A 24,786-nucleotide genomic window follows, 5' to 3' on the forward strand; every position below is an offset into this window, starting at 1 on the left:
CGGCTCCTCTGTTTCGAGGAGCGCGTTATGCGGGTTTGACGCAGCGTCAAAGTCAAGCGGCTTTTTCATACATGCCGACGTCGCAAAACTGGCAAGCAATTCTGGCAAACAATTCCTGGGCATATTTCACGGTGTCACCTCGAAATAGATCGATGGGATTTCCGGCGCGCCTTAAAATGCCGCGATCGGCGCGAAATGGCTGGCTGCCGGATTTATGGACAGACTCAGGATGCCACTATAAGATGGTACGATACTGCATCGCACGCCGAGGATGATTCATTTTCCGGCGCCTTTGATAGGCAGACGAATATTGCGCGCTAGCAGCGCGGTTTTGGGAAGGGGCAGGCCATGCGTGGCAAGAAGATTGCAGCAATTGTTTTCGGGGCACTGGTCGTCGGCGGCATTTACGTCGCCGTGAGGGACGATATCGCCGCGCTCTGGAACAACCTCCACGTCAAGATCGCGGAGTATCCGCAACCGAAGAAAACCGTCTGGCTCGACCAGGGCATAGCTAAGGAAAAGCTGAGCTGGTTCTATCATGCCGACCAGGGCACGCGGACGTTCGGCTTCCCCTACGAATGGTTCATGGCGCTGGAGCAGCCGACGATACCATGGCTGATTTTCAACAAGGTCGACGACTTCAGCGAGGCCGCCTATCTCGACCGCTACGGCTTCATTCCGGACACCATCATCCCGGGTAAGAAGGCGCTTCCGATCGGCTTCGCAAAGGGCGGTCCGATGCTGGATCCCTCGGGCGCGCCGTGGAAGAACCCGCGCACCAAGGAGACCATGACCGGAGTAGGCCTGACCTGCGCGGGCTGTCACACCGGACGCTTCACCTACAAGGACACGGCGGTCGTCATCGACGGCGGACCGGCGCTCACCAATCTCCTTGCGATGAAGCAGGGCATGGGCGTTTCCCTGCTGCTGACGCGCTTTATCCCGACCCGATTCAACCGGTTCGCGGACAATATCCTGGGACCGGATTCCACGGTCGCCGACCGCGAGGTGCTGAAGGATCAGCTCAGCCAGGTCCTGAAGCAGTACGGTGAAATCCAGGCGCTGGAAAAACGCGTCGCTTCGCAGAGCATCCTGGAAGGCTACGGACGGCTGGACGCGTTGAACCGGATCGGCAATCAGGTGTTTTCAGTCGACCTGAAGAAACCGGAAAACTACGCGGGCTCGACGGCGCCGGTGCATTACCCCCGGATCTGGAACACGCCGTGGTTCGACTGGGTGCAATATAACGGCTCGATCATGCAGCCGATGGTGCGCAACGCCGGCGAGTCGCTCGGCGTGTCGGCGGAGCTCAACCTGACCGATCCGTCCAAGGGACTCTACAAATCGAGCGTGAACGTGGAGTCGCTGTTCGAGATGGAGCAGATGATCAAGGGCAACACGCCGCCGAACGCGAAGGACGGATTCCCGGGCCTGAGGTCTCCGAAATGGCCGAACGATGTTCTGCCGCCGATCGACCAGAAACTGGCGGACAAGGGTGCCGAACTCTACAAGACCCATTGTCAGGAATGTCACCGCCCGCCGGTGTCGAGCGCAGCGTTCTGGGATTTCAACAACAAGGACTGGTGGACGAAGAACGAGGCCGGTGAACCTATCCTGAAGGTCGAGAACGTTCCGATCTCGCATATCGGGACCGACCCCGCGCAGGCCGCCGACATGATCAGCCGGACGGTTGCGCTCCCCGCAAATCTCGGCATCGACAAGAGCGGCTTCGCCGACGCTCTCGGCGCTGTGGTCGCCAAGACGGTCAACTACGCCTTCGACCAGAAAAAGCCGCCGGTGGGCCCCGCCGAGCGGAAGCGGATCGACGGCTATATGCCGAACGAGCTTCGCGGCGAACTGGCCTACAAGGTTCGCCCGCTCAACGGTGTCTGGGCGACGCCGCCCTATCTGCACAACGGCTCGGTTCCGACCGTCGAGGCCCTGCTGGGCCCGCCCGAAGACCGTCCAAAGAAATTCTATCTCGGCAACCGCGAATACGATCCCGTGAACCTCGGTTACAAGTTCGACAAGATCGACAACGGGTTTGAATTCGACACCTCCATTCGCGGCAACTCGAACAGAGGCCACGAATTCAGGAAGGACTACAACAAGGACAAGGAAATCAAGGGCGTGATCGGGCCGGCGCTGTCGGCGGACGATCGAAAGGCGCTGATCGAATATCTCAAGACGCTCTAGGGATTTCCGCAGGCAACGATCCTGGCGCCCCGCGCGCATGTCAGGCCCGCGTAACCGCGGGGCCAGGATCGTGCCGGCACGATTGACCGCCAATGCGCTTTACGCTGTTCTAGCAGGCATGATCGCGAGCGAATGAAAGCGCCGCCGGCAAAAGGAGCGGCGCGGGCGCGCGACTGGAAACGGTTCATTCTGGGAAACCCGCATGCCGCCTGCGACGCAAGACCAGCCGCAACGTGCGCCGGAAGCCGGCGCGGCCTTTGACGCCATCATTGTCGGTGCCGGCTTCGCCGGAATGTACATGCTGCACCGCCTTTGCGGACTCGGTTTCACCGCCCGGGTCTATGAGGCCGGTGGGGGCGTCGGCGGCACCTGGTACTGGAACCGCTATCCCGGCGCGCGCTGCGACGTCGAAAGCATGCAATATTCGTTCTCGTTCTCCGAAGAGCTCGACCAGCAATGGGACTGGTCGGAAAAATACGCACCTCAGCCGGAGATTCTAGCTTACGCCAATCACGTCGCCGACCGCTTCGACCTGCGCCGGCATATCCTGTTCGACACGCGCGTCACGGCGGCGACCTTCGACGAGACCGGCAAATGCTGGCGCATCGAGACCGATCGCGGCGACAAGGTGTCGGCCAAATTCTGCATCATGGCCGTCGGATGTCTCTCGGCCGCCAACCACGTCCCTTTCAGGGGCCGCGAGGATTTTCAGGGCCCGATCTACCACACCGGCGAATGGCCGCATGAAGGGGTGGATTTCACCGGACTTCGCGTCGGCGTCATCGGCACCGGGTCGTCGGCGATCCAGTCGATCCCGATCATTGCCCAACAGGCATCTGCGCTGACAGTATTTCAGCGCACCGCGACCTACTCCGTGCCGGCCTGGAACACGAAGTTGACGCCGGAGTACCGCAACGCGATCAAGGCCGACTACCCGGCGCTGCGTGCCAAAGCCCGCGCACGGCCGACCGGCTTCTATTTCCCGTTCAACATGAAGCCCGCGCTCGAAGCCGAACCTGAGGAACGCGCGCGGCAATATGAAGAAGCCTGGCAACGCGGCGGGCTGCCCTTCCTGGGTGCCTTTGGCGACCTGCTGTTCGAGAAAGCCGCCAACGACACCATCGCCGAATTCGCGCGCGACAAGATCCGCGCCATCGTCAAGGATCCAACCGCCGCCGAGCTGCTGCGCCCCCATAACGTGTTCGGCTGCAAGCGCCTGTGCGTCGATACCGGATATTTCGAGACCTACAATTTGTCTCATGTGAAGCTGGTCGATGTGTCGAAGACACCGATCGAGCGCTTCACACCCGACGGCATCGAAGTGAACGGCACGGAATATCCGTTCGACGCCATCGTCTGCGCGACCGGCTTTGCGGCGATGACGGGATCGTTCGACAGGATTGCGATCACGGGCCGCCACGGCAGGACGCTCGCGGAGAAATGGCGGGCCGGCCCCCGCACCTATCTCGGCGTGGCGACGGCGGGCTTTCCCAATCTCTTCACCATCACCGGGCCCGGCAGTCCGTCGGTGCTGGCGAGCATGATCCAGGCGATCGAACAGCATGTCGACTGGATGGCGGACTGCATGGCGCACATGCGCGACGTCGGCGCTGTGACCGTCGAACCGTTGCAGGCCTACGAAGATGAATGGGTCGAGCATGTCAACGAGGTATCGAAGATCTCGCTGCGCTCGACCTGTAGCTCGTGGTATGTCGGTGCCAATATCCCCGGACGCCCGCGCGTCTTCATGCCCTATATCGGCGGCTTCCCGATCTATGTTCAGAAGTGCAACGAGGTCATGACCAACGGCTTCGAGGGCTTCGTCATGGAAGGCGCCGATACCGGCAACGAAGCGCCGCGCGTGCGGCTCACCGAGCGATGGCGCGTACCGCTCGACATCGAAGTGATCTCGCCCGCCGCAGTCACCGCGCGGCGCGTGCCTGTCGTGTGAAGGCTTTAATCTGGTTACCGGCTGGCGACCAGCCGCAAATGCGGCTTGATCGTCTCTTCCAGTTCGACCTTGAGCTGCTGCACGCGCGGATCGTCCGAGCGCGCCGCGCACACCGAATATTGGTTGACCGAGCATGCCAGCGCGTGCCGCTCTTCGGGCGTCCGCGTCACTTCCGGGCTGGACAGCCTCAACACCATTCCGCCGAGCTGCACCAGTATTTCGTCGAGCGCCCGATCCACTCTGGCTAACTGATTCATGGCACCACTCCCTCTGGAAGTAGTAATGAGCGGCGCGCCCGCCCGTTCCCCATGCACGCCTGCTTAGGGATAACGAGAAGTAAACGGAGCACGCTTCTATCAACGCGTGGCCGGCGCATCTGCTTGCAGGAAGGAAATCGGTCGGTCTGCCCTGCAAATTGGCGCGATTGCGGCGGCCCCGCCCGTTACCTATGCTGCCATCTTGTTCCGGAATGAGGCACCCCGCATGATCACGCCGCTCGATCCCGTCGTCGCCCAGATCATTCCGCTGCTGCCGCTGCGCGATCCCACGACGATGACGCCGCAGAGCGCGCGCGATGCGCTGCGCGCGCTGGCGGCCTCGCGCGCGGCGGTTCCACCGCCGCCGGTGATGAGCGCGGAGGACATCAAGGTGAAAGGCGCCGCCGGCTTCCTGAACGCGCGGGCCTACCGGAACGCGAGCGAGAAATCGCCGACGGTGGTGTTCTTCCACGGCGGCGGCTGGGTCGCCGGCGATCTCGACACCCATGACCGGCAGGCGCGCTGGCTTGCGATCGAGACCGGTGCGGTCGTCGTCTCGGTCGATTATCGCCGCCCGCCCGAGGTGCGGTTCCCCGGTGCCTTTGAGGACGCCTTCGCCGCCACGAAAGACATCATCGTCCGCATCGCCGAATTCGGCGGCGATGAGAAGCGCGTCGGCGTGGCCGGCGACAGCGCCGGCGGCAATCTGGCGGCCACCACCGCGATCGCCTGCCGCGACGCCGGCATAAGACTGGCGGCGCAACTGCTGGTCTATCCCGTCACCGACGTCTTCGGCAATTTCGCGGATGCCAAAGAAAACGCGCGCTTTCCCTCGCGCAGCGAGAACGCGGAAGGTTATTTCCTGACCCGCGCCACCATGGAATGGTTTTGCGGCCATTATCTCGCCGACAAGACCCGTGGCACTGATTGGCGCGTATCGCCGCTACGCGCCAAAGACCTCGCTGGCGTAGCACCGGCGATCGTCGCGACCGCCTGGTTCGATCCGCTCCGCGACGAGGGCAAGGCCTACGCCGACGCGCTTGCCGCCGCCGGCGTTCCGACCAGCTATTACGACGGCCCAGGCCTCATCCACGGTTATTTCGGCCTCGGTGAGGCGTCGGAAACTGCAAAGCGCGAAGCGCAACGCGCGCGGGCGGATTTCAGGGCGCTGCTGGAAAAGGGCGCGTAGGCTGCGACATCGCGAGCCGCAGCAAGCGAAGCTGACGCATGCCGAAAACTATTTCGAAACCTGCCCGGCCGGGCTCCAGCCGCGAAGCCAAAGGGCGCCTGCGACAATGGCGGCGGAAACGATCGAGCCGGCGGCGCCTGCCATGAACAGCTCCCGCAATCCACCGCTGAGATCGACGACAATGATCCAGCCGATGCCGGCCGCGATGAACAGCCGAACGGTCCCACCGAGAACCGGCCACATCACGCGGCCCGCGCCCTGACCCGCGAAATACAGCAGCATCCCGAGACCTGATATTCCGTAGAACGGCGCCACGGTACGAAAATAGAGCGAGCCGGCGGCAAGAACCTCGGCATTGGTGCTGAACATCGTCAGCCAGGCGTGGGGAAACAGTGCCATGAAAAGCCCGAGGATCCCGGTGACACCGGCCGCGAAAAACGCGGCAACCCACGCGATGCGTTCCGCCCTCGTGACCTGGCCGGCCCCGATATTCACTCCGACCATGGTGAGCGCCGCGCTGCCAAGCGCGAACAGCAGCGGAATCTGGATGTAATCGAGTCGCGAAGCGATTCCGTATCCTGCGATGGCGTCCGTGCCGAACAGCCCCACCGCGCCCGTGACCAGCACCACCGTCAAATTGGCCTGAATGGTGCCGATGGCTGACAATCCGCCGACGCGAAGGATATCGCCGAGCAGCCGCCTCTTGATGAGCCGCGCGTCGAAGGGTAAATGCAACGAGGTTCTGGCCGAACGCATGTAGGCGATCAACACAATCGCGGCGACGAGATAATAGAAGACGACAGCGAGCCCGGCTCCCATAACTCCCAGTCGGGGGAAAGGGCCCCAGCCGAAAATCAGCGCCGGCGAAAGCGGAAGCAGCACGAACACGCCCAGCAGAATGACGGCCGCCGGCGCGACCGTGTTGCCCGCGCCGCGAAGGGCCGCCGCCAGCAGGCTGACGATCCAGACAAAGACCGCCCCGGAAAAGATGACGTGGCCATATGCGAGGGCCGCGCCGAGGGCTCCCGCCCGGCCACCGAGCAAGCCGTAAACAGCCTCGCCAAACAGCCATTCGGCGCCGGCAAAGATCACCCCGAAGACAATAGCAAGAGCCAGGGCGTTCAGCGCGAGCGCCTCGGCCTCCGCCACTTTGCCTGCGCCCATCGCGCGCGCGATCGACGATGCGACGCCGCCGCCGATGCCGCCGTTCGACATCATCTGCATCAGCATGAATACGGGAAACACCAGGCTGACCCCGGCCAAGGCCTCCGTTCCGAGAAAGCTGACGAAATAGGTCTCCGCCACCCCGACTAGTGTTTGCACGACCAGCACCACGACGGTCGGCAACGCGAGCTTCAGGAGCGTGGGCAGGATCGGGCCGCCGAGCATCGCGCTCTGTTTGATCGTGGTCGCTTGATTTCCCGGCGACGAGGATTGGGATGTCAGCGTCGTCATGAGCGGCTCGGCAGCGCTCGAATGAATTCGACGAGCGCGGCACTGACTTCGTTCGGCCGCTCCTGCTGGGTCCAGTGTCCGCAGCCGGGGAGCATCTGGATCTTGCGCAAGCCGGGAACGAAGGTCTTCAGGTTTGCGAGCAACTGGTCCATGCCGGGGAAGGACACCACAAAGTCGCGATCGCCCGCGACGTAGAGCGCCGGCACAGATACCTGCAGGCCGGCCATCGCGCCCGTGATTTCCCAGTTGCGATCGATGTTCCGGTAGTAGTTGAGCGCGCCGCGGAAGCCGCTGCGCTTGAATTCCTCGCCGTAAAAGTCGATGTCGCTTTCGCTGATCCATGACGGCAGGGTTTCGGGGGCGCCGGGGCCTTGCAGAAAGCCGCCGCCCCTCGGCACCATGCCAAGGTTAGGCGCGGGCCCGCCGGCAGCGATGGCCGCACGCGCCGCGGCCACGCCATCGCCGGACGCTCCGAACAGCATGTTGCGAATGGTCGCGCTTGGATCGCGCCCGAGTTCCGCCTCCGCCGGCCCCGGCTCCTGGAAATAGAGCTGATAGAATTGCGCATTCTCGTTACGGGGCATCAGGCTTGTCGGCGGCGCCTTGCTGCGCGGCCGGAACGGCACGCTGAGCGCTGCGACCGCGCTGAAACGGTCGGGCCGCATGAGCGCCGCCTGCCAGGCGACGCTGGCGCCCCAATCATGCCCGACGATGACCGCGGTCGCCGCGCCCAGCGCATCGAGAATGCCGACCATGTCGCCGACAAGATGCAGGATCGTGTACTGGTCGATTGCCTGCGGCGCATCGCTCTTGCCGTAGCCGCGCATGTCGGGAGCGACAACGCGGAAGCCGGCGGCAGCAAGCGCGTCGATCTGATGCCGCCACGAGAACCAGGATTCAGGAAAACCGTGCGCCAGCAGCACCAGCGGTCCCTCGCCCTGCTCGGCGATGTTGATGCGGATTCCGTTGCATTCGATGATGCGTTGCGTTGTCTTGCTCATCTTTCCATCCCGCTCCGAAGTTGCCGCAAATGCCTTTGATGAGAGCGCGTCAGGGGCAGCTCGCCATGCAAGCGGCGCCAGCGCAGCAGCCAATAGTTGGCGTCTGTTCATGATCTCCCATCCTTTACATCCGGTTTCAGTTTGGTACGATCCGGTACCGGATAAATCGAAATACGGTACTGATTGGTACCAAGTCAAGCGGAAAATCAGGCGATGAGTCCAAGGATGAAGGCGCGTGAGGAGGAACCCGGCGGGACCGAGGTTCGGAAGCGGATTCTCGGCGCGGCCCTTTCGGCGTTCATGGAGGGCGGCTATGCGCAGACCAGCACGCTGGAGATAGCGACGCGCGCGCGCGTTTCGAAACGCGAGCTTTACGCGCTGTTCGGCAACAAGGAAGCGATGCTCGTCGCCTGCATCACCGAGCGCGCCCAACGGTTGAAAGCACCGGCCGATCTCCCCGAACTGCGCGACAGGAAAATTCTGGCCGAGGTGCTTACCGCCTTTGGAACAAGGCTTCTGACGGAATCGACCGATCCGGTCGTCGTCGCGGTATTTCGCCTGGCAATATCCGAAACCGTGCACGCGCCAAAGGTCGCGCAAGCGCTGGAAACGATCGCGCGCAAGCCCACGCGCGATGCATTGCGCGCGATCATGGCGAATGCCAAATCAGCCGGGCTTGTCATTGGCGATCCCGACACGATGACCGAAAAATTCTTGGGGTTGCTCTCGGGCGACCTGATGACCAGCCTGTTGCTTCAGGTGGCCGATCGTCCGAGCGCCCGCGAAATCGCGCGACGGGCGCGGGATACAACGATGGCATTCCTGCAAATCTATCCGGAGCCGGGTTAGGGGCGGCCGTAGTTGGCTTTTGCCCGTGACGACCGAAGCCTTTCCCGAAGCCGATCCTTAGATCGCTGAGCTTCAAAAAAGCAAGCTGCTCGGGACGACCGATCCGGAACGCATGAACCAAATGCTCGAACTCGCCAAGCAAATCTACGGCTGAGACTGGCGACGGCGCCGGTGATTGTCTGCTGCGAAGGATCTATTGCGTCCTCTCCGCTTTTTCGACCACCGCCCAGGCGGCCCGCTGCGGAACCACGACAGTCACATTGTCCCCGACCGCGTGAATGCCGAACGGCGGCGCGTCGACGTTCAGACGACCATCGTCGGTTTGCACGACGATCGACCTGATCGGCCCGCGGAAGATTGTGTGCGCGATTCGTCCCGACCAAGTCAGCTCATCTGCGCCGGCTTTGGAGCCGGCCGGAGCGAGGCGAGCGTCCTCCGGGCGCGCCATGACCGTGACAGCCTGGCCCGGCTGTACCTCGCTTGCCGCCTCGCACGGCCCTCGCCATCCCCGCCCAACGACCTCGAGCCGAAAGCGACGCTCGTTCACGCGCGCACACGACTCGACGCTGGCCTCGAGCAGGTTCGGCGTCCCGAAGAAGGCCGCCACGATCCGGTTAGCGGGGTATCGGTAGATGTCTTCGGGTGCTCCGATCTGCTGAATTCTACCTCGGTCCATCACGACCACGCGATCCGACAGCGCCATCGCTTCAGACTGGTCATGCGTGACGTAGAGGCTCGTCATGCCCAACCGTTTCTGTATTGAGCGAAATTCGTCGCCCATCTGCAAGCGCAGCTTGGCATCGAGATTGCTCAGGGGCTCATCAAGCAACAGCACCGTCGGCTCGAACACAAGCGCCCGTGCGATTGCGACCCGCTGCTGCTGCCCGCCTGAGAGCGCAGGCGCTGGCCGCTGGGCGAACCCTTCCATCTCGACGAGCTGTAGTGCCTTCGTGACGCGGTCGAGGATTTCGGCAGCCGGCCGGCGACGAACCCGCAGCGGATAGGCGACGTTGTCGAAGACCGTCATATGGGGCCAGATGGCATAGGACTGGAATACCATTCCGAGCCTGCGGCGCTCCGATGGGACGAAAATGCCGCGCGCCGCGTCGCTGACGATTTCATTGCCGATGCTGATGCGCCCCCCGGTGTTCTGCTCGAGCCCCGCCACCATGCGCAGCGTCGTCGTCTTGCCGCACCCCGAGGGGCCGAGCAACGTGACGAATTCACCCTCGTTCACGCGGAGATCGACACCGTCGACCGCAACGAACTGACCGAAATTCCGACTAACCTTCTCGAGAATGACATTCGACATGACGTTACCCGATCCGTTCACAAGGCATTGATGCGGCTCTTGATGACCTTGAGCTGAACCCATCTGAACAGGATCACCATGCCCATCATGATCAGCCCGATCACGCTGACCTGTTCAGCATTGCCGTTGGCCCAGAGCTTCAGCAGCACGACGGACAGCACTTCCGAACCGACGGAATACAGCAGAACGGAGGCACTGAGCTCGCGCATGATCCCGAAAAACAACAAGACCCAGCCGACCGCGAAGGACGGCCAGGCCAGCGCAATCACGATACGCCCCATCGTCTGCAGCCAGCTCCCGCCGTGCACGCGGGAGCACTCCTCGAGATCGAACGAGAGCTGGGCATAGGCGCTGGACATGATCCGCACGGAGAGTGGCGTCCCCAGGGAGATATAGGCCAGCAATAGCGCCCAGATCGTGCCGTAGATCGGGATCGCATGGGGCAGCAGCGCAAAGCCCCACAGAAAGCCGACGCCAAGAACAATGCCCGGCATCATCCACGGCAACCAGGCCATTGCGTCAATGAGACGGCGCCCGCGCCACTTGGTGCGAACGGAGATGTAAGCGACCGCCCCACCGAGCAGCATGGTCAAAGTGGCTCCGACAAAGCCCAGCAGCATCGTGTTGCTGAAACCTCGCCAGAAGTCGCCGCTGCCGAAGACCGCCCTGTAATGTTCGAGCGTCAGCATGTCTTGCTGATAGAAGCCGAAGAACTTGAAGAAGGATCCGATCAGGAGCTGTCCTACCGGCAGAATGACGGTTACGAAGAAGAACAGAAGGCAGAAAGCGAAGGTGACCCATCGCCATCTTCCCAGCTTCATGACTGTCGGCGAATAGCCCTTGCCGGTCACGGTCTGGAAGCTGCGGCCGCGCAAAATGCGCCATTGCAGCAGCACGATCAGGAACAATAGCGCCATGATGACGAAGCTGACGGCGGTTGCATACTGGTATTCCGGCGGCGATCTCTGATTGATCGAGTCGTAGATATCCGTGGTAATGACCCGGATGCCGGCCGGCGTCCCAAAAAACAACGGGGATTCGAAATTCTCGATTCCGCGAATGAAGCTCAGGATCGCAGCTCCGGTGAGCGCCGGCAACATGAGTTGCAGCGTCACGGTGCAGAACGTCCGCAGTCGCGACGCGCCACACATCCGCGCCGCCTCCTCGAGGCTCTGATCCATCGCACGGAACGCATCGACGATGAGCAGGAAGAGAAATGGCACGGAATACTGCATCATGTGCCAGACCACGCCACCATACGAGTAGACGTTAATCGGCGCGGTATTCGATCCTGTTACCCATTGGTAAACTTGGTTGAGCAAGCCGACCTGAGGATTGCCGAGCATGCCCCACGCCATCGCGGTGAGAATCGGCGGGATGAAGAACGGCAGCGTGATGAGCGCCTCCAGCGTGCCGCGCATTGGTGTGTCGGTCCGCGCAAGAATCCAGGCCAATAGAACGGCCAGCACGAGCGAGGGGATGGTCTTGGCGAACGCTATGCCAACGGTATTGAGCAGCGTCACCGCGTTCTGCTGCGTGAAGATCTGGAGATAGCCATCCAGATTGAACGTGCCCGCCATGCCGGGCGGAGTCGAATGCAGGCTCCCGTAAAGCAGCATCGACAGCGGATAGACGGAGAGGAAGGTCAGAAGCACCACAAGAAAGGTGACGGCAACGACTCGCCCTGCCGAAGTCGTCTGCAGCAGTCGCCCAATCCAAGACAGGCCCGGCGTCGCGGGCATTGCCCTGAGATTGTCCGCTCGATCTTCCGCTGAAATGCTCATGCCACGGATTCAGGGATAGAGCTTTTTCGCCAGCCCCATCATCGAAGGCCGTTCGGACAGCGTCGCGGGACCAATCAGTTTGGCGTTCACGAACGGCTGCGCCTCGGGATCGGCACGTTCGGCGGCGCCGGCTACCACGGGCAGCATCCACGCATTAGCGTAGATCAACTGCGAATCGACGCTGAGAAAATGCTGGATAAACAACCGGGCTGCGTTCGGGTGCGGCGCATTCTTCAAGACCGCGAGGTCCATCCGGGCGTAAGGCGCCCCTTCCTTGGGGATAACGATCTTGACCGGGAGCCCCTTGAGATCCGATGCAAAAGCGAAAATCTGCGGGATGTAGATCGGGTATTCCCCGCGAGCCACGCGGCGGGCGTCATTGCGCATGTCGCGGCTGAAAACCGGCTTTTGTTCGGCCAACTTCGCGTTGAAGTCGGCGTCCATGCTCTTCTGCAGAATCGAAAACATCGCGTTACCGCTGCCGAGCGGTCGCATGTCGTCGGACAGGATCTTGCCCTTCCACTTCGGACTGGTGAGATCGTCCCAGCTCCTGGGAACGTCCTCATCTTTGACCAGCCTGGTATTGATCAGAATACCCATGGGCTGGACGAAAGCGGGTACGCTGTGGTCGTCGGCCTTGAACGGAGGCCGCAGGTTGGCGGTGTTCGGGATCGGCGGCAGCTTCTGGATGAAATCGCCGTTCTTGAGCTGCTCCTCGATCATCGTCGAGGAGATCATTTCGGCATCGCCCAGATAACGGCCGGCTGCCTGTTCGGTCCGGATGCGCTCGGCGAGTTCGCTCGCGCGCAGATCAAGGCTCTCGACAGAGATTCCGTACTTCGTCTCGAATGACTTCAAAACCTCCTTAAAGTACGGCGCGCCAAGCGTCATATTGTAGACGACGACCTTGCCTTCCTTCTTTGCGGCACTGACGACCGCATCCCACGACGCGTCTTCAGCGTGCGCGGGCACGACGAGAGCGGCAAGGCAAGCGACCAACGCAGCTTTGGCTATCCCTGGCTTGACCAACACTTCACTCCTCCCTCGGATTGTTATCTTTTTTGTCAACTGACCGGTGCGATCAGCCTAGACTTCGACCACGATATATTGCTTTTCGATCGAGACCGGGAACGTCTCGGCCCGAAGCTCGCCTTCGACGAGCGCCCCACCCGGTTCCACCTTCAGTTCGTAGCTCCGCACCTTGGTGCGATCGGGTTCGCACCATGACTTCCCGGTTCTCAGATCGAATTCCCAGCCATGCCAGGGACAACGAATGAGTTCGCCCCGCCGGCTGTACTGATAGGCGCCCGGCTCGCTGGCTTCGACGAGGCCGACGACGCGTCCTTTGCACAGCGACGCCCCCTCATGAGGGCAGCGGTTGCCGACGGCGAAATATTCTCCGTCGACATTGAAGATGCCGATTTCGCGACCGTTCACACTCACCACTCTGCGCTGGCCCGGCGCTATCTCATCGACGGTTGCAACGATATGCCGCGCCATCACCCCAGCCCGTAGAATTTGCTTGAGTTGGCGTAAAGGAGCTGATCGCGTTGTGCCTCGCTGAGGTTGGCTTTGAAGGCGTAGCGCGGATCGTCGAAATCCCAATGAGGATAATCCGTCGAGAACAGCAGGCGGTCCCAGCCGATCCGATCAAACAGGTCGATCAGTTCGGCAGCGCTTCCCGGCTCCTCCATCGGCTGCGTGCTGAACCACACGTTCTCGCGAACATATTCCGAGGGCGGCCGCTTCAAATGCGGCACTTCGCTGCGCAAGCGGGACCAGTGCTTGTCCATCCGCGCGCTCAGCGACGGAATCCAGCCCAACCCGCCCTCCATGATGACGACGCGCAGCTTCGGAAATCGCTCGAAGACGCCCTCGAATACCAGGCTGGTCAGGACCGCTTGCATGGTCTGTGCGACGGCGTGATGTTCCTCCATGTAGTAGGACGGCCAGCCGCCGCCGGTGGACGGGTGACCATTGGTGCCACCGACATGAATCGTGATCGGCAGATTGTTACGCACCGCCGCTTCATAGATCGGCCAGTAGCGACGGCGTCCGAGAGGCTCGTCGGTTCGCGGAAGGATCAGGATCTGCGTAAAGTTCGGATCGCCTCCCCGCGCATCGATTTCCGCTACAGCGGCTTCGGTGTCTTCCTGCGCGACAAGGACCGAGGCCCGCAGCCGAGCCTCCTGTTTCACCCAGCGCTCCACCTGCCATGTGTTCATCGCCCGTGTGAGCGCCGCGCCAAAATCAAGATTCCTCTGGCTGCCCGGATTCCAGCGCAGCGGTATCAGCATTCCAACCTGAACCCCGTTCGGATCGAGATGCTGTTTCCTCATCAGTTCAAGGCTCGATCCGGGAGGGCCGCCTTCGTCGGGATAGGCGTCGATCCTCGCCGCGTCCGGCGACATGCGCGGATGCGACAGCGCTTCGGAAAAGGCGTGACGCAGATGACTGCCATAGACGGAAAGATGTTCGATCCACCGCTTCTCCAAATAGGGATGAACCTCGGTCCACGATGTCATCGCGGGGTGAATATCGCAATCGATCACCCGCAACCGGTATTTGGCGGGTGGACTGCGCTCCATCTCGATGGTGCTCATTCGGCAAGCTCCAGAGCATGATCGGCCTTGGCCAAGCGGGGATAGGTAGCGAGCGCGTTTTCGCAAAGGATCTTGCGAAATAATGGAACGGGCAGCCCGTCCGGCAACGCGGCATCGCCGTCGAACTGCCAGTGTGGATAGTCCGTCGAAAACAGGAACAGCTCATCTGACTTCAGATGATCGGTCAGCCGCAGGATCGCGTCCCTTTCGTCCGCCGCATCGATCGGCTGCACCGTAAAGCGGACGTGGTTGCGAATGATTTCCGATGGCGCACGAGTCACCCACGGAACTTCCGCTCGCACACCCTTCCACGTCTTGTCCGCACGCCAGATAAATCCGCTGAGCCATGTCAGGCCGGACTCGATCGCAACGACCTTCAGGTTCGGAAACTTCGCGAACACGCCCTCGGAAATCATGCTTTGCAACTGACTTTCGAAGGCGCAGGACTGAGCGATGTAGTCTTCGACATAATAGGAAGACCAGCCTGCGGCGGTCGGCGCATAGCGGTAAGCGCTACCCGCGTGAATGCCGATAGCGAGCCCCAGGCGCTCCGCCAGCCGGTAGATCGGCCAGAGCTGCCGCCGGCCGAGCGTTACTTCCCCGGACGCCAGCATCAGCACCTGTACGAAACGGAGGTCGCCGGCGCGCCGCTCGATTTCCGCGACCGCAAGCTCGGTGTTGTGGGCCGCGATCGTGATGGAAGCGCGCAATCGCGAATCGCGATTGAGCCATTCATCGCAAATCCAGTCGTTGGTGGCTCGGCAGAATGCAGCAGCCATGTCCTCGCTGTGAAAGACCTGGGCTCCATACAGGCAGTTGAGAATGCCGTAGCGCGACCGAAAGGGATTCAGGACATGCGCTTGCATCGCTTCGAGCGACGACCCTGGCTTTCTTCCCTGATCGAGCGCCCAGTCGGGACGGCACGACAGCGGCGTGTTCTGGGGATAGCTGGTGAGGCTCAGGTTCAGACGGTCGAGTGCACGCACCGAGACCATCTCGCGCCAATAGTCGTCGAGATAGGGCATGAGCGCGCCCATCCCGGGCACGGCGGAATGAAGATCGCAGTCAATCGCACCGGCATATGTCATGACACGTCCGGGGGACGCGTCGAGGCGATTTCCTACCATGCACTCTCCAGGGCACTGTTATTGGCAGTTCGGAGATTGCCTTTATGTTGATCAATCAATAAATGATCTGTCAAGAAACATTTGATCTGAATCAATGCGAACCGAATAGACCTTCTTCTCGCAGGGATCGGACTTTTCAGGAGACCAGGTATGCCCCCGAGCAAGGGATTTCCGGTTAGGGAGATTACGCCCGGCCGCTCGCGTGTCGCCGGAATGCTGGCGCGCGACCACGTCGCGGTACTTATGTCCACGATCGGCATGCGCCTGAGCCGAGGTGCCATGGCGTACTACCGCGCCGCCTGGAACATCAGCACTGTGGAATGGCGCCTGCTGATGACGCTCAACAGCATCGAATCTCTCAATGTGAGCGAGCTGTCCGACGCTGCCGATGTCGACAAGGCGGCCGCGAGTCGTAGCCTTGCACTTCTCCAGGAGCGGAAGCTCGTTTCAGTTGAACAGACCCGATCCCGCGGTCGGGCCGCGATTGCAAAATTGACGGCGGAGGGACGCAAGTTCACGGCAAAGCTGGCACAGGTCTCACGCGAGCGGGAAGCGCGCCTGTTCAAGGATTTTGCCGCCGCCGACAAAGACCGCTTGAACGCCCTTCTGCACCAATTGTCACAGGCGCTGGATGGCGCGGACTGGGATCACTAAAGCACCGCTGTGTCACAGGGATCGACAGCGTCGGGGCCGCAACAATGATGGACGCCATCACAATCTTCATGGTCCCTGCTTTTCTCTTGCGTCTATGAGGACTGACTTACCGATCAACGGAGAGCCCCGCTGAACGCGACCGGCGTGATGACGTTGTGCGATACGTGCAGCCCATACTTCCGATCCGCGAGGCCACTGTTGCTGGCGTTACTTGTAGATGTCCTTTGCCAGCGCCATCATCGCATCCTGAGTGTCGACGTCGGTGGTGCCGAGTAACTTCGCATTGGTCATCGTCTTCATTTCTTCCTTCACCGGCCCGTCAAGCTTGTCGACGACCGGGATCAGGCCGGCGTTCGCATAGATCAGCTGCACCTCGTCGCTCAAATAGTGGTTGATGAACAGCCGCGCTGCGTTGCGGTGTGGAGCGTTTCTCAACAGCGCCATATCGAAGCGGATATAGGGAACCCCCTCTTGGGGGAGCACGAACTTGACTGGCAAGCCCTTGAGCATGGCCATGTTGGAGAACAGCTGCGGCACACGCAATGGATACTCCCCGCGCGCCACCCGCCGCTCGTCGTTGCCGACATCGCGACTGAAGATCGGTTGCTGGGCGGCGAGTTTCTCGTGATAGTCGCGTCCGAACGCGTCCTCGAGCACCGAGAACATCACCTGCCCGCCACCAAGCGCGCGCATGTCATCGGACTGGATTTTCCCTTTCCAACGTTGATCCAGCAAATCCTTCCAGCTTTGCGGCTCATCGGCAGGCTTGACCTGCATGGTGTTGACGAGAATGCCGTAAGCGAGGATGTAGCTTGGGACTATAACGTCAGTCGCCGGCTGCCGCGGCGACAGACGTCGCGCATTTGGAATGCCGCCGTGCGGCTGCAATTCGCCATCGCGCAGCGAGCGGACCATGGTCGCCGCGCCGGTCTGGACGACGTCGCCGATGAAACGCCCGGCAGCCTGTTCGGTCCGCAACCGCTCGCGGAGCTCGCTGGCCCTGACGTCCAACAATTCGACGGCAATGCCGTATTTCTTCTCGAAGCTCTTGATCGCGCTCATGTGAAATGGCGCGCCGAGGAACGAGGTGTAGAGCGTCAGCTTGCCTTCCCCCTTTGCAGCGGCGACCAGGGCAGCGTCGTCGGCTTCCAGACTCCACGCCACCGACGCAGCCACAAAACACGCGATGACCGTCGTCGTGAAATGTAAGGCAACTCTGAACATTTCTCCCCTCCTTTGCGCGATACACCCTCTTCCGGAGGCACTGCAGCGCGATACCGGCAAGACCGGCCCAAACCCCTAAGCGCGCTTCTTGGTGATCTCCACGATGCCGCGATCGGCATCGACCTTGACCCAGTCGCCGGTCTCGATGATCGACAGCGGGTCGCGATCGAAGTCGGTCAGCGCCGGCACCCGCATGACCACTGCGCCGAGCGCAACCTTGGTCGTGGTCCGGTTGTAGAGCACGGCCTTTGGCGCAGTACCGGCGAGTCGCGCCAGGTGAAAATATTGCGACCATCCGGACGAACCTTTGGCGCCTGGAAACACCAGGATCTTGTCCTTGAACGAGACGCCGCATAGCTCATGCCTCGTCTCGACCACCTTGCCCGTGCGCGGATCGATGCCGCCCCATCCCGAAATGGTCTCGCGCGTCACCAGGGCTTCGCCTTCCGAGATGCCGCCCACCACCTTGCGGCCGTGCAGAACGATCGCGGTCATCGCAGTCCTCCCGTCCAGCGTCCGGCCACTGCCGCTTCGACACAATCCGCCACCGAGCCGAACCAGGCCTGAACGCCAGTGATGGCCGGGAGGTAATGCGCCTGCTTCGCCGAGTCGGTCGCGACGACCCTGGTGCCTTTCGGCATGATGCGCGAGATCGCCGGGCAGGTGTCACTCAGGACATGTCCTCCGGCAGCCTTGATCACATCGGTATAGCCGCTGCGGTCGGCGACTTCCTTCAAGGCGCGCGGGGTAAATACCCAGAGCGATGTATTGGGGCTGATTCGCCGGCCCTCCAGCAGGCGAGCGACCTGCCACACCTGCTCGATGGAGTTGTGCGGACAACCAAGCATGATGAAATCGACGTCGGACGAGTTCGCCGTCGAATTCAGTTTTTCGTAGGCCGTGCGTCGCTCGTGCGGCCCGTAAACCCAGGTAGCGCGCGGCGGTCGACCGCCGAAGGCACCTTCCTCCGATCGCGTCTCGGGCGTGACGCCCGGCATATGATACATTTCGACCCCACCGGATGAGGCCGCGGCGGCGCCAAAATGCTTCAGCTTGATCTGACTGGGCTGGGCCGCAAGGCCGCGAAATGCCGGAATATCCTCTTCGACCATCTCGCCGATCGCGTAGCCCAGCAGCCCCCAGTCCATCATGTCATCGACGGGAATCTGAACGTCGATGAGGTGGCTGGCCGCGCGGTTCTCCGGAATATGGAGGCCGAAATAGGGAATGCGCCCGGTAATGCTGGCGGCGCCCGTGCTCTCGCGTCCCTCGGTGTTGGTGCGAGCGCCGAGCACCGAGTTGCAGTAGATCACTGCAGAGGACTCCATCCAGGCACAATGCTCGCCCATCAACGGTACGTTGCCGACCTGATAGGGCGTGCAGGTTGAAAGCATGTTGACGCCCTTTGCGCCGAAGAACTGCTCACCTTCCTTCTGCACGCGAATTGCTTCTTCGGAGGCCTGACGCATCTCGGGATGTTCGCTGTCGATGCCCATTACGAGATGGCAGGTGTAAGCCTTCACCGGTGGCATCGCGACGCGTTCGGTGCTGTCCAGATTGAACTCGGAGAAGATCGCATCGCTGCCCTGGCTGGCGAACTCGCGAATCATCGGTCCGGCAGCGACAAAGGTCCCGCAGACATTGTTGGTCTCCACCAGCCGCTCGGCGCCAAGCGCCTCGCCGTAGCGGACCAGCAGGTCCATGGCCTTCTGGACCGCCGCGCCCTCGGCGCCGTCCAGCATCTTCTGCTCGACATCGGTAAGCTTCATGTCAGGCGCTCGCCTTGTTGAAGGGACGGATAGTGCGCGCCACCTCGTGGCCACTGTCAGCACGTTCGAGATTGTCCCGCAGGCGGTGACGAAGCTCGGACATGTCGATCTGATGCACGCTTCCGGTGCCGGCGAGGTCAAGCGCATGGGCCGCGGCAGCCCCCATGGCGATGCACGGCCCCATCACCCGGACGCTGGAGAGCGCAGCATTGTCCGCATCGATACAGCGCCCCGCCGCCACCACATTGTCCGCATCCGCAGGCGTGAGGCAGCCGAACGGCACGTAATGCATATGGTCCGCGCCGAACGGCCGCCAGACGTGGTCGATGCCGGAATCGTGCAACTCGATCGGCCAGGCCGTGCGCGCGATCGCATCATCGAATTTTCGGCCGTTGACGACGTCCTCAACGGTGAGCTGTTGGCGACCGCAAATCCAGCGGGTCTGGCGGATGCCCGGAAAACCATAGGCACGCACGCGTGCCTCGCCGAAGGCTTTCGGGAACTCGTTCTTCAGGAACACTACGGCACGGTCAGCCTGATCGCGGCCTTCCAGCGTCTTGTTCGACATCTCGAACGGATCGAGCGGCGTTTCGATGTGCGTCATGTTCATGGCAGCGATACCGCGGCCAGGAATGATGAAGCTCAATCCCTCCCGGCGCACGAGGCCGTAATGCTCGGCGCGGTCGCGCATCCGCGCCGGCAGTTCCTCGCGGCTCGGCACATTGGCCTCGTCGATTCCTTCCAGCACGACCATCTGGGTGCCGAACACCGGGCCATCGGCCGGCTCCCGGCAGGGAAAGCCAGCCTGCCAGACCAGGGCGGCGTCGCCGCTGGCATCGACGAAGCCCGTGGCTTCGACACGGACATCGCCGTACCGCGTCGCCAGATTGAGCGCGCTGATGCGGCGATCGCGGACCTCTACCTCGCGCAATACGGCGCCGAGCAGGACATCGACGCCGGCCTCGTGAATGGTCTTCTCGATCCATCGACCGAGCGCGACTTCGTCATAGATGATGATGTTGTTCACGCCCTGCCGGTAATGGATCGCGCCGGTCCCGGACAGATCGCGGATGATGTCTTCGGCAATGCCGTAGGTCACCTGGTAACCGTCATTGCCGTTGGAAAACATGCCGCAGATGGTGCCGACGATCGAGTTGACGGCCTGACCTCCGAGTACCGGGAGACCGTCGATCAGCAGCACTTTTCTGCCGAGCCTCGCCGCCTCGATGGCAGCCGAAACACCGGCGATGCCGGAGCCCACCACACAGATGTCGGCCGATCGTTGCAGCGGCCGCGAACCGCTTCGCACGACCGTGCGCGTCGCCGTCGAGGCCTTGGTGCGAAACGAAGTGGATGAAGCACCCATGCAATGGAAATTCCCTGGACCGGTCCGGTCAGAAGTCTTCTTGCCGGATTGACCGGCCGCTTCGTTTTGCGCTTTCGGAACCGGGAAATAAATCTGCTATTTTTGTGGTACAGTTTTCTCGATTTGCGAATAATACCGGTATCGCCACTGTCCGCGTCCTCGGAGCCATCCATGGATACAGTATTGAATATCAAGGCCTTTCTGCTGGTCGCGCAAACCGGCAGCCTGACTGCCGCAGCCCGACAGCTTGGTGTCGTGCCCTCGGTCATCAGCAAGCGCATCGATCGCCTGGAAGATCAGATGCATGTGCGGCTGTTGCAGCGCTCCACCCGCCGGGTCAGCCTGACACCCGAAGGCGAGATCCGGCTGGCGCGGCTGCGAGCGGCGGTGGGCCAACTCGACGATATCTTCCTCGAATCGGGGCTTTCGTCGCAGGAAATCGAAGGACATCTGCGTATCAAGTCGCCTACGACGATCGCCATCGTCAGCCTAAGCGACGTACTCACTAGCTTCCAGCTTGCCAATCCGAAGATCAGCGTCGAACTGGTCATGCTCGATCGCTCGGTTAACCCGGTAGAAGAAGGCTTCGACATCGCAATTGGCGCCTTGCCGACCTCTTATCCGGGGGTCATCGACGACCCGCTCTGCGCGTATCCTCGCGTGCTGTGCGCCGCGCCGTCCTATCTTGCTCGCTGCGGCGAGCCCAACCACCCGCGCGATCTGGTCCAGCACGACTGCCTCACCTTCGCAACGACCGGATTGAGTTGGGGATTCGAGAGCCGCCGCGGCCAGATCAATGTCGAGATCAAGGCCCGGCTGAGTGCGAACGACAGCCAGTTGCTGTTGCGCGCGGCGCTCGCCGGGATGGGCATCGCGCGGCTCGCCAGGCATATCGCCCAGCCTGCATTGTCGAGTGGGCAGCTCGTACCCGTCCTCGCCGACTACCCTGTCCCGGAATTCTGGGTCAAGGCGCTGGTACCGCGAAACCGTCTGGACCGCCCGGCGGTCCGCAGCTTCGTTGACGCCCTGAAGGCACACTTTGGTCAGTCGCTGGGGAGGCCGCACGACTGACCTGCCGCCACGGCACATCAATTCGCCGCGAGATACGCGCTATGAAGAATATCCGGATTCTGCCGTAACTCTTCGGGTTCGCCGGAGAAGCGAAGACATCCCCGCTCCATGACATGGACGCGATGAGAAATTCGCAACGCGATATGCGTAAACTGTTCGATCAGCAATACGCCGACGCCATCTGCGGCGAGCTGAATGATCGCCGGAACCAGCCGGGCTACGATCACGGAAGCAAGGCCGAACGACAATTCATCCGCAAGGATATAGCGCGGGCGATCGACGATGGCCTGGGCAAGTACGACCATTTGCTGCTGACCGCCGGAGAGCGATCCCGCACGTGCGTCAAGCTTTTGGCGAAGCTCGGGAAACGTATCGAGCGCCGCCTCAATGCCGTCCTCGCGCTTGCGACCCGGCAGATGATGACCGGCGACCCGAAGATTATCGATGACCGATAGTTCGCCAAGTACGTGGTGGCCTTCGGGAACCGCCGCCACGCCGAGGCGGCGAACCTGCTCGGGCCTGAGGCCCGCAATCGGCCTGCCGTCGATCAGCACATCGCCGGACGCGACGGGCAACGCGCCAGCCGTGGCAAGAACCAGCGAACGCCGGGCGATTGACCCGCAACGGACAGGCGCTGAAACTTCTGTGTTCAGCACACTACTTGATCGTCCCCTTCCGAATTAGGAAGCAGCCGAAACTGCGTGTGTCGCCGACCTGCACGATGCCGAAGCTGCGTTTGGCGCTATCATAGAATGCAAACCGCTCGATCTCTCCGAACACAATGGTCTGGTCCGAACCGCGGTTGATCTCCCGCAGTACAGCGCCATGAACCTCCGGCGTTTTGTCGGGCTCGCGCGTATCAATCATGACACGGATCGGATCCGGCTCCGACGCATCGAGCGGAAGGACTCCCAGAATCGCGCCGATCACCTGCGGCAGGTGCAGGCCGGGCAGCCGAATCAGGCGGCCGGTGACCGACGCGCGGGCGATGCGCTCGGCCGGATGGTTAGCATCGACCACGGCCAGGTCATCGCCGTGCCCCATCGACGCCATCAGCCACAACAGGTCGGGCGTCAGGATCGGATCGATTCCCTTCAGCATGCGATGGCCTTTCCACGATGAGACAGGTACATGCCGACGGCGTTGCCGCCGAACACCCGCGATTGCGCGGACGTGTCGAGTCCGACCATCAATTGCTCGGCAGTCGAGATCCAGCGGCCATAGTCCGCGGCGAGATTGACCACCGGCCAGTCGCTGCCCCAGATCAGCCGCTCGGCGCCGAAGCAGGTCAGGAGGTGTTCGGCATAGGGCCTCAGGTCGTCGACAGTCCAGTTGGCCGGCGCCTCGGTGACAAGGCCGGAGAGTTTGCAGGCGATCTTCGGGAATTGCGCGACGGCGGTGATGTCGCTCCGCCATGCTGCACCAGCGCCACCCCCGATAGCGGGCTTGGCCGCATGATCGATAACGACACGCAGCTGCGGGTGCCGTTCGAGCACGGGAATGAGCCGTAGCAAATGCCGGGGCTTGAGCAGCGCATCGAACACTAGTTGATGCGCGATCATGGCGTCGAACGCGGGCGCGAGCTGCGGGCGCGTGAGCCAATCATCGTCGGCTATGTCCTGCACCATCGGACGCAGACCGACGAGCAGCGGATCGGCGGCGAGTCTTGCGATCGTGGCATCGGCGTCGGGTGCGGTAAATTCGGTCCAGCCGACCACGCCGGCAACGAACGCGGTCTTGTGCGCAAGATCGAGCAGGAAGGTAGTCTCGGCATGCGTCGGTGCGGCCTGCACCAGTATGCTGGCTGCAATTCCATGCGCGGCGAGATGTGGCGCCAGATCCTCGGGATTGAAGTCGCGATAGATCGCGCCGAGCGCGGGCGTCAGCCACGCGTAGTCGCCGCGGGCCACGTGCCAGAAATGCTGATGCGCGTCGATCCGTGGTGTCATGGCGAAACCGGAACCGGAACGTGGGGCTCGAGCAATCCTTCCGCCTTGAGATCGGACCACAAGCCGGACGGAATTTTGCGCGACAGCGAGGCGATATTCCGGCGCACTTCTTGGGCCGACGTCGCCCCCAACACGATGCTCGAGACAGCGGGATGGGCGAGCGGAAACTGCAGCGCCGCGTCGGCGAGCTTGGTGCCGTGCGCATGACATACCGCTTCGATCCGTTCGACGCGGGCCATGATCGCCGGCGGTGCCACGGCATAATTGTAGTGCGCCCCGGGGCGCGCGCCGGTTGCGAGAATGCCGGAATTGAACACGCCTCCGAGCAGCACGCCCAAGCCCTTGCGCTCGGCGGTGGGCAGGAAGCTCTGCAGCGCCGGCTGCTCCAGCAACGAATAGCGCCCCGCCAGCAGCATGACGTCGAAGTCGCCGGCCTCAGCGAAGCGCTCACACATCTCGGCTTCATTGACGCCGACGCCGATGGCCGAAATCACCTTCGCGCTGCGAAGCTGGTCGAGAGCGCGATAGGCTCCGTCCATGGCCTCCTTGAAACGCCGCTCGATCGCGGCCGCGCCGTGGGTCCAGACATCGACGTCATGAATGAGAAGAATGTCGATGCGGTCAAGGCCGAGCCGCAGCAGCGACTGCTCAAACGAACGCATGGTTCCGTCATAGGAGTAATCGATCACCGCGGCGTGCGGCAGGCCGCCGACATATCCTGAACGATCGCCCTTCCCTTTCGACGGATCCATCCAGCGGCCTACTTTGGTGGACAGCACGAAGCCGCCGCGCGGGTGACTGCGCAACGCGGTGCCGCAACGGTGTTCGGCCAGGCCGTGGCCGTAGAGCGGGGCTGCATCGAACAGGGTGATGCCGGAATCGATAGCCGTTGCCGCCGCGCCGATGGCCTCGCTCTCATCGAGACACGCATAGAGGTCGCCGATCGGGGCCGCGCCGAACCCGATCGCGCTGACATTCAGCCCGGTGCGGCCAAGCGGCCGTATCGGCAAGCAGGTATTGCCAGTAGTA

Annotated in this window: 23 protein-coding genes; 6 read left to right on the top strand and 17 right to left on the bottom strand. The window is 62.2% G+C overall.

All coding sequences use genetic code 11. The features are described 5' to 3' along the window. Positions 1-348 precede the first annotated feature (348 nt). Positions 349-2,196 (top strand): di-heme-cytochrome C peroxidase, encoded by a 1,848-nt coding sequence (locus tag V1286_RS32385; protein ID WP_334486779.1) that lies wholly within the window; start codon positions 349-351, stop codon positions 2,194-2,196. 202 nt (positions 2,197-2,398) lie between these two features. Next, the gene (locus V1286_RS32390) at positions 2,399-4,147 is read left to right on the top strand and encodes a flavin-containing monooxygenase (RefSeq protein ID WP_334486781.1); all 1,749 of its coding nucleotides are present in this window, start codon (positions 2,399-2,401) and stop codon (positions 4,145-4,147) included. 14 nt (positions 4,148-4,161) lie between these two features. Here V1286_RS32390 and V1286_RS32395 read toward each other — a convergent pair whose 3' ends face one another. After that, positions 4,162-4,404 carry a hypothetical protein gene (locus tag V1286_RS32395; protein WP_334486784.1) on the bottom strand — a complete coding sequence of 81 codons (243 nt, stop codon included), beginning with the start codon at positions 4,402-4,404 and terminating at the stop codon, positions 4,162-4,164. Positions 4,405-4,630: 226 nt separating this feature from the next. Here V1286_RS32395 and V1286_RS32400 point away from each other — a divergent pair, with 226 nt between their 5' ends. After that, positions 4,631-5,593, top strand: coding sequence for an alpha/beta hydrolase (locus V1286_RS32400; RefSeq protein ID WP_334486786.1), 963 nt, complete (start codon positions 4,631-4,633; stop codon positions 5,591-5,593). A gap of 48 nt (positions 5,594-5,641) precedes the next feature. Here the strand turns inward: V1286_RS32400 and V1286_RS32405 are convergent, their stop codons facing one another. Beyond that, positions 5,642-7,048 carry an MATE family efflux transporter gene (locus tag V1286_RS32405; protein WP_334486788.1) on the bottom strand — a complete coding sequence of 469 codons (1,407 nt, stop codon included), beginning with the start codon at positions 7,046-7,048 and terminating at the stop codon, positions 5,642-5,644. Then, positions 7,045-8,049, bottom strand: a complete 1,005-nt coding sequence (locus V1286_RS32410; protein WP_334486790.1) for an alpha/beta fold hydrolase — start codon at positions 8,047-8,049, stop codon at positions 7,045-7,047. The genes V1286_RS32405 and V1286_RS32410 overlap by 4 nt, the downstream gene beginning before the upstream one ends. A gap of 213 nt (positions 8,050-8,262) precedes the next feature. Between V1286_RS32410 and V1286_RS32415 the strand changes: the two genes are divergently transcribed. Beyond that, positions 8,263-8,898, top strand: coding sequence for a TetR/AcrR family transcriptional regulator (locus V1286_RS32415; protein WP_334486793.1), 636 nt, complete (start codon positions 8,263-8,265; stop codon positions 8,896-8,898). A gap of 193 nt (positions 8,899-9,091) precedes the next feature. On the opposite strand, the gene V1286_RS32420 is transcribed toward V1286_RS32415, so the two are convergent. The 6 genes from V1286_RS32420 to V1286_RS32445 are packed head-to-tail and all read right to left on the bottom strand — an operon-like array spanning position 9,092 to position 15,685. Beyond that, positions 9,092-10,210 (bottom strand): ABC transporter ATP-binding protein, encoded by a 1,119-nt coding sequence (locus V1286_RS32420; protein ID WP_334486796.1) that lies wholly within the window; start codon positions 10,208-10,210, stop codon positions 9,092-9,094. A 17-nt stretch (positions 10,211-10,227) separates the two neighbouring features. Next, the gene (locus tag V1286_RS32425; protein ID WP_334486798.1) at positions 10,228-11,994 is read right to left on the bottom strand and encodes an ABC transporter permease; all 1,767 of its coding nucleotides are present in this window, start codon (positions 11,992-11,994) and stop codon (positions 10,228-10,230) included. 9 nt (positions 11,995-12,003) lie between these two features. Then, positions 12,004-13,026, bottom strand: coding sequence for an ABC transporter substrate-binding protein (locus V1286_RS32430; RefSeq protein WP_334486800.1), 1,023 nt, complete (start codon positions 13,024-13,026; stop codon positions 12,004-12,006). Between the two features lie 54 nt (positions 13,027-13,080). Further along, positions 13,081-13,494 (bottom strand): Rieske (2Fe-2S) protein, encoded by a 414-nt coding sequence (locus V1286_RS32435; RefSeq protein ID WP_334486803.1) that lies wholly within the window; start codon positions 13,492-13,494, stop codon positions 13,081-13,083. Beyond that, positions 13,494-14,597, bottom strand: a complete 1,104-nt coding sequence (locus tag V1286_RS32440) for an amidohydrolase family protein (RefSeq protein WP_334486805.1) — start codon at positions 14,595-14,597, stop codon at positions 13,494-13,496. The genes V1286_RS32435 and V1286_RS32440 overlap by 1 nt, the downstream gene beginning before the upstream one ends. Continuing rightward, positions 14,594-15,685, bottom strand: a complete 1,092-nt coding sequence (locus tag V1286_RS32445; RefSeq protein WP_334486806.1) for an amidohydrolase family protein — start codon at positions 15,683-15,685, stop codon at positions 14,594-14,596. The genes V1286_RS32440 and V1286_RS32445 overlap by 4 nt, the downstream gene beginning before the upstream one ends. 252 nt (positions 15,686-15,937) lie before the next feature. Here V1286_RS32445 and V1286_RS32450 point away from each other — a divergent pair, with 252 nt between their 5' ends. After that, complete coding sequence (locus tag V1286_RS32450) at positions 15,938-16,378, top strand: MarR family winged helix-turn-helix transcriptional regulator (protein WP_334486808.1); 441 nt, start codon at positions 15,938-15,940, stop codon at positions 16,376-16,378. Between the two features lie 207 nt (positions 16,379-16,585). Here V1286_RS32450 and V1286_RS32455 read toward each other — a convergent pair whose 3' ends face one another. The 4 genes from V1286_RS32455 to V1286_RS32470 form a co-directional block, all read right to left on the bottom strand. Beyond that, positions 16,586-17,602: an ABC transporter substrate-binding protein gene (locus V1286_RS32455; RefSeq protein WP_334486811.1), complete on the bottom strand. Its 1,017-nt coding sequence runs from the start codon at positions 17,600-17,602 to the stop codon at positions 16,586-16,588. A gap of 75 nt (positions 17,603-17,677) precedes the next feature. Further along, a complete protein-coding gene (locus tag V1286_RS32460) occupies positions 17,678-18,097 on the bottom strand; it encodes an aconitase X swivel domain-containing protein (RefSeq protein WP_334486814.1) in 420 nt (139 codons plus the stop codon). Beyond that, entirely contained in the window at positions 18,094-19,371 is a 1,278-nt protein-coding gene (locus V1286_RS32465; RefSeq protein WP_334486817.1) for an aconitase X catalytic domain-containing protein, read from the bottom strand. The genes V1286_RS32460 and V1286_RS32465 overlap by 4 nt, the downstream gene beginning before the upstream one ends. Before the next feature lies 1 nt (position 19,372). Continuing rightward, positions 19,373-20,737 carry an FAD-dependent oxidoreductase gene (locus V1286_RS32470; protein WP_334486820.1) on the bottom strand — a complete coding sequence of 455 codons (1,365 nt, stop codon included), beginning with the start codon at positions 20,735-20,737 and terminating at the stop codon, positions 19,373-19,375. A 171-nt stretch (positions 20,738-20,908) separates the two neighbouring features. Here V1286_RS32470 and V1286_RS32475 point away from each other — a divergent pair, with 171 nt between their 5' ends. Further along, positions 20,909-21,808 carry a LysR family transcriptional regulator gene (locus tag V1286_RS32475; RefSeq protein WP_334486822.1) on the top strand — a complete coding sequence of 300 codons (900 nt, stop codon included), beginning with the start codon at positions 20,909-20,911 and terminating at the stop codon, positions 21,806-21,808. A 17-nt stretch (positions 21,809-21,825) separates the two neighbouring features. Here the strand turns inward: V1286_RS32475 and V1286_RS32480 are convergent, their stop codons facing one another. From V1286_RS32480 to V1286_RS32495, 4 genes are read right to left on the bottom strand one after another with little or no spacing between them, the layout of a single operon-like run. Beyond that, on the bottom strand, positions 21,826-22,464 hold the full coding sequence (locus V1286_RS32480; protein WP_334486826.1) for an ABC transporter ATP-binding protein: 639 nt from the start codon (positions 22,462-22,464) through the stop codon (positions 21,826-21,828). A gap of 1 nt (position 22,465) precedes the next feature. Further along, a complete protein-coding gene (locus V1286_RS32485; RefSeq protein ID WP_334486829.1) occupies positions 22,466-22,909 on the bottom strand; it encodes an RbsD/FucU family protein in 444 nt (147 codons plus the stop codon). Then, positions 22,903-23,757 carry an amidohydrolase family protein gene (locus V1286_RS32490; RefSeq protein ID WP_334486831.1) on the bottom strand — a complete coding sequence of 285 codons (855 nt, stop codon included), beginning with the start codon at positions 23,755-23,757 and terminating at the stop codon, positions 22,903-22,905. The genes V1286_RS32485 and V1286_RS32490 overlap by 7 nt, the downstream gene beginning before the upstream one ends. Continuing rightward, complete coding sequence (locus V1286_RS32495; protein WP_334486833.1) at positions 23,754-24,767, bottom strand: aldo/keto reductase; 1,014 nt, start codon at positions 24,765-24,767, stop codon at positions 23,754-23,756. Before V1286_RS32495 ends, V1286_RS32490 begins: the two co-directional genes overlap by 4 nt. Between the last annotated feature and the right edge of the window lie 19 nt (positions 24,768-24,786).

It is taken from the genome of Bradyrhizobium algeriense, assembly GCF_036924595.1.
Taxonomy (GTDB): Bacteria; Pseudomonadota; Alphaproteobacteria; order Rhizobiales; family Xanthobacteraceae; genus Bradyrhizobium; species Bradyrhizobium algeriense.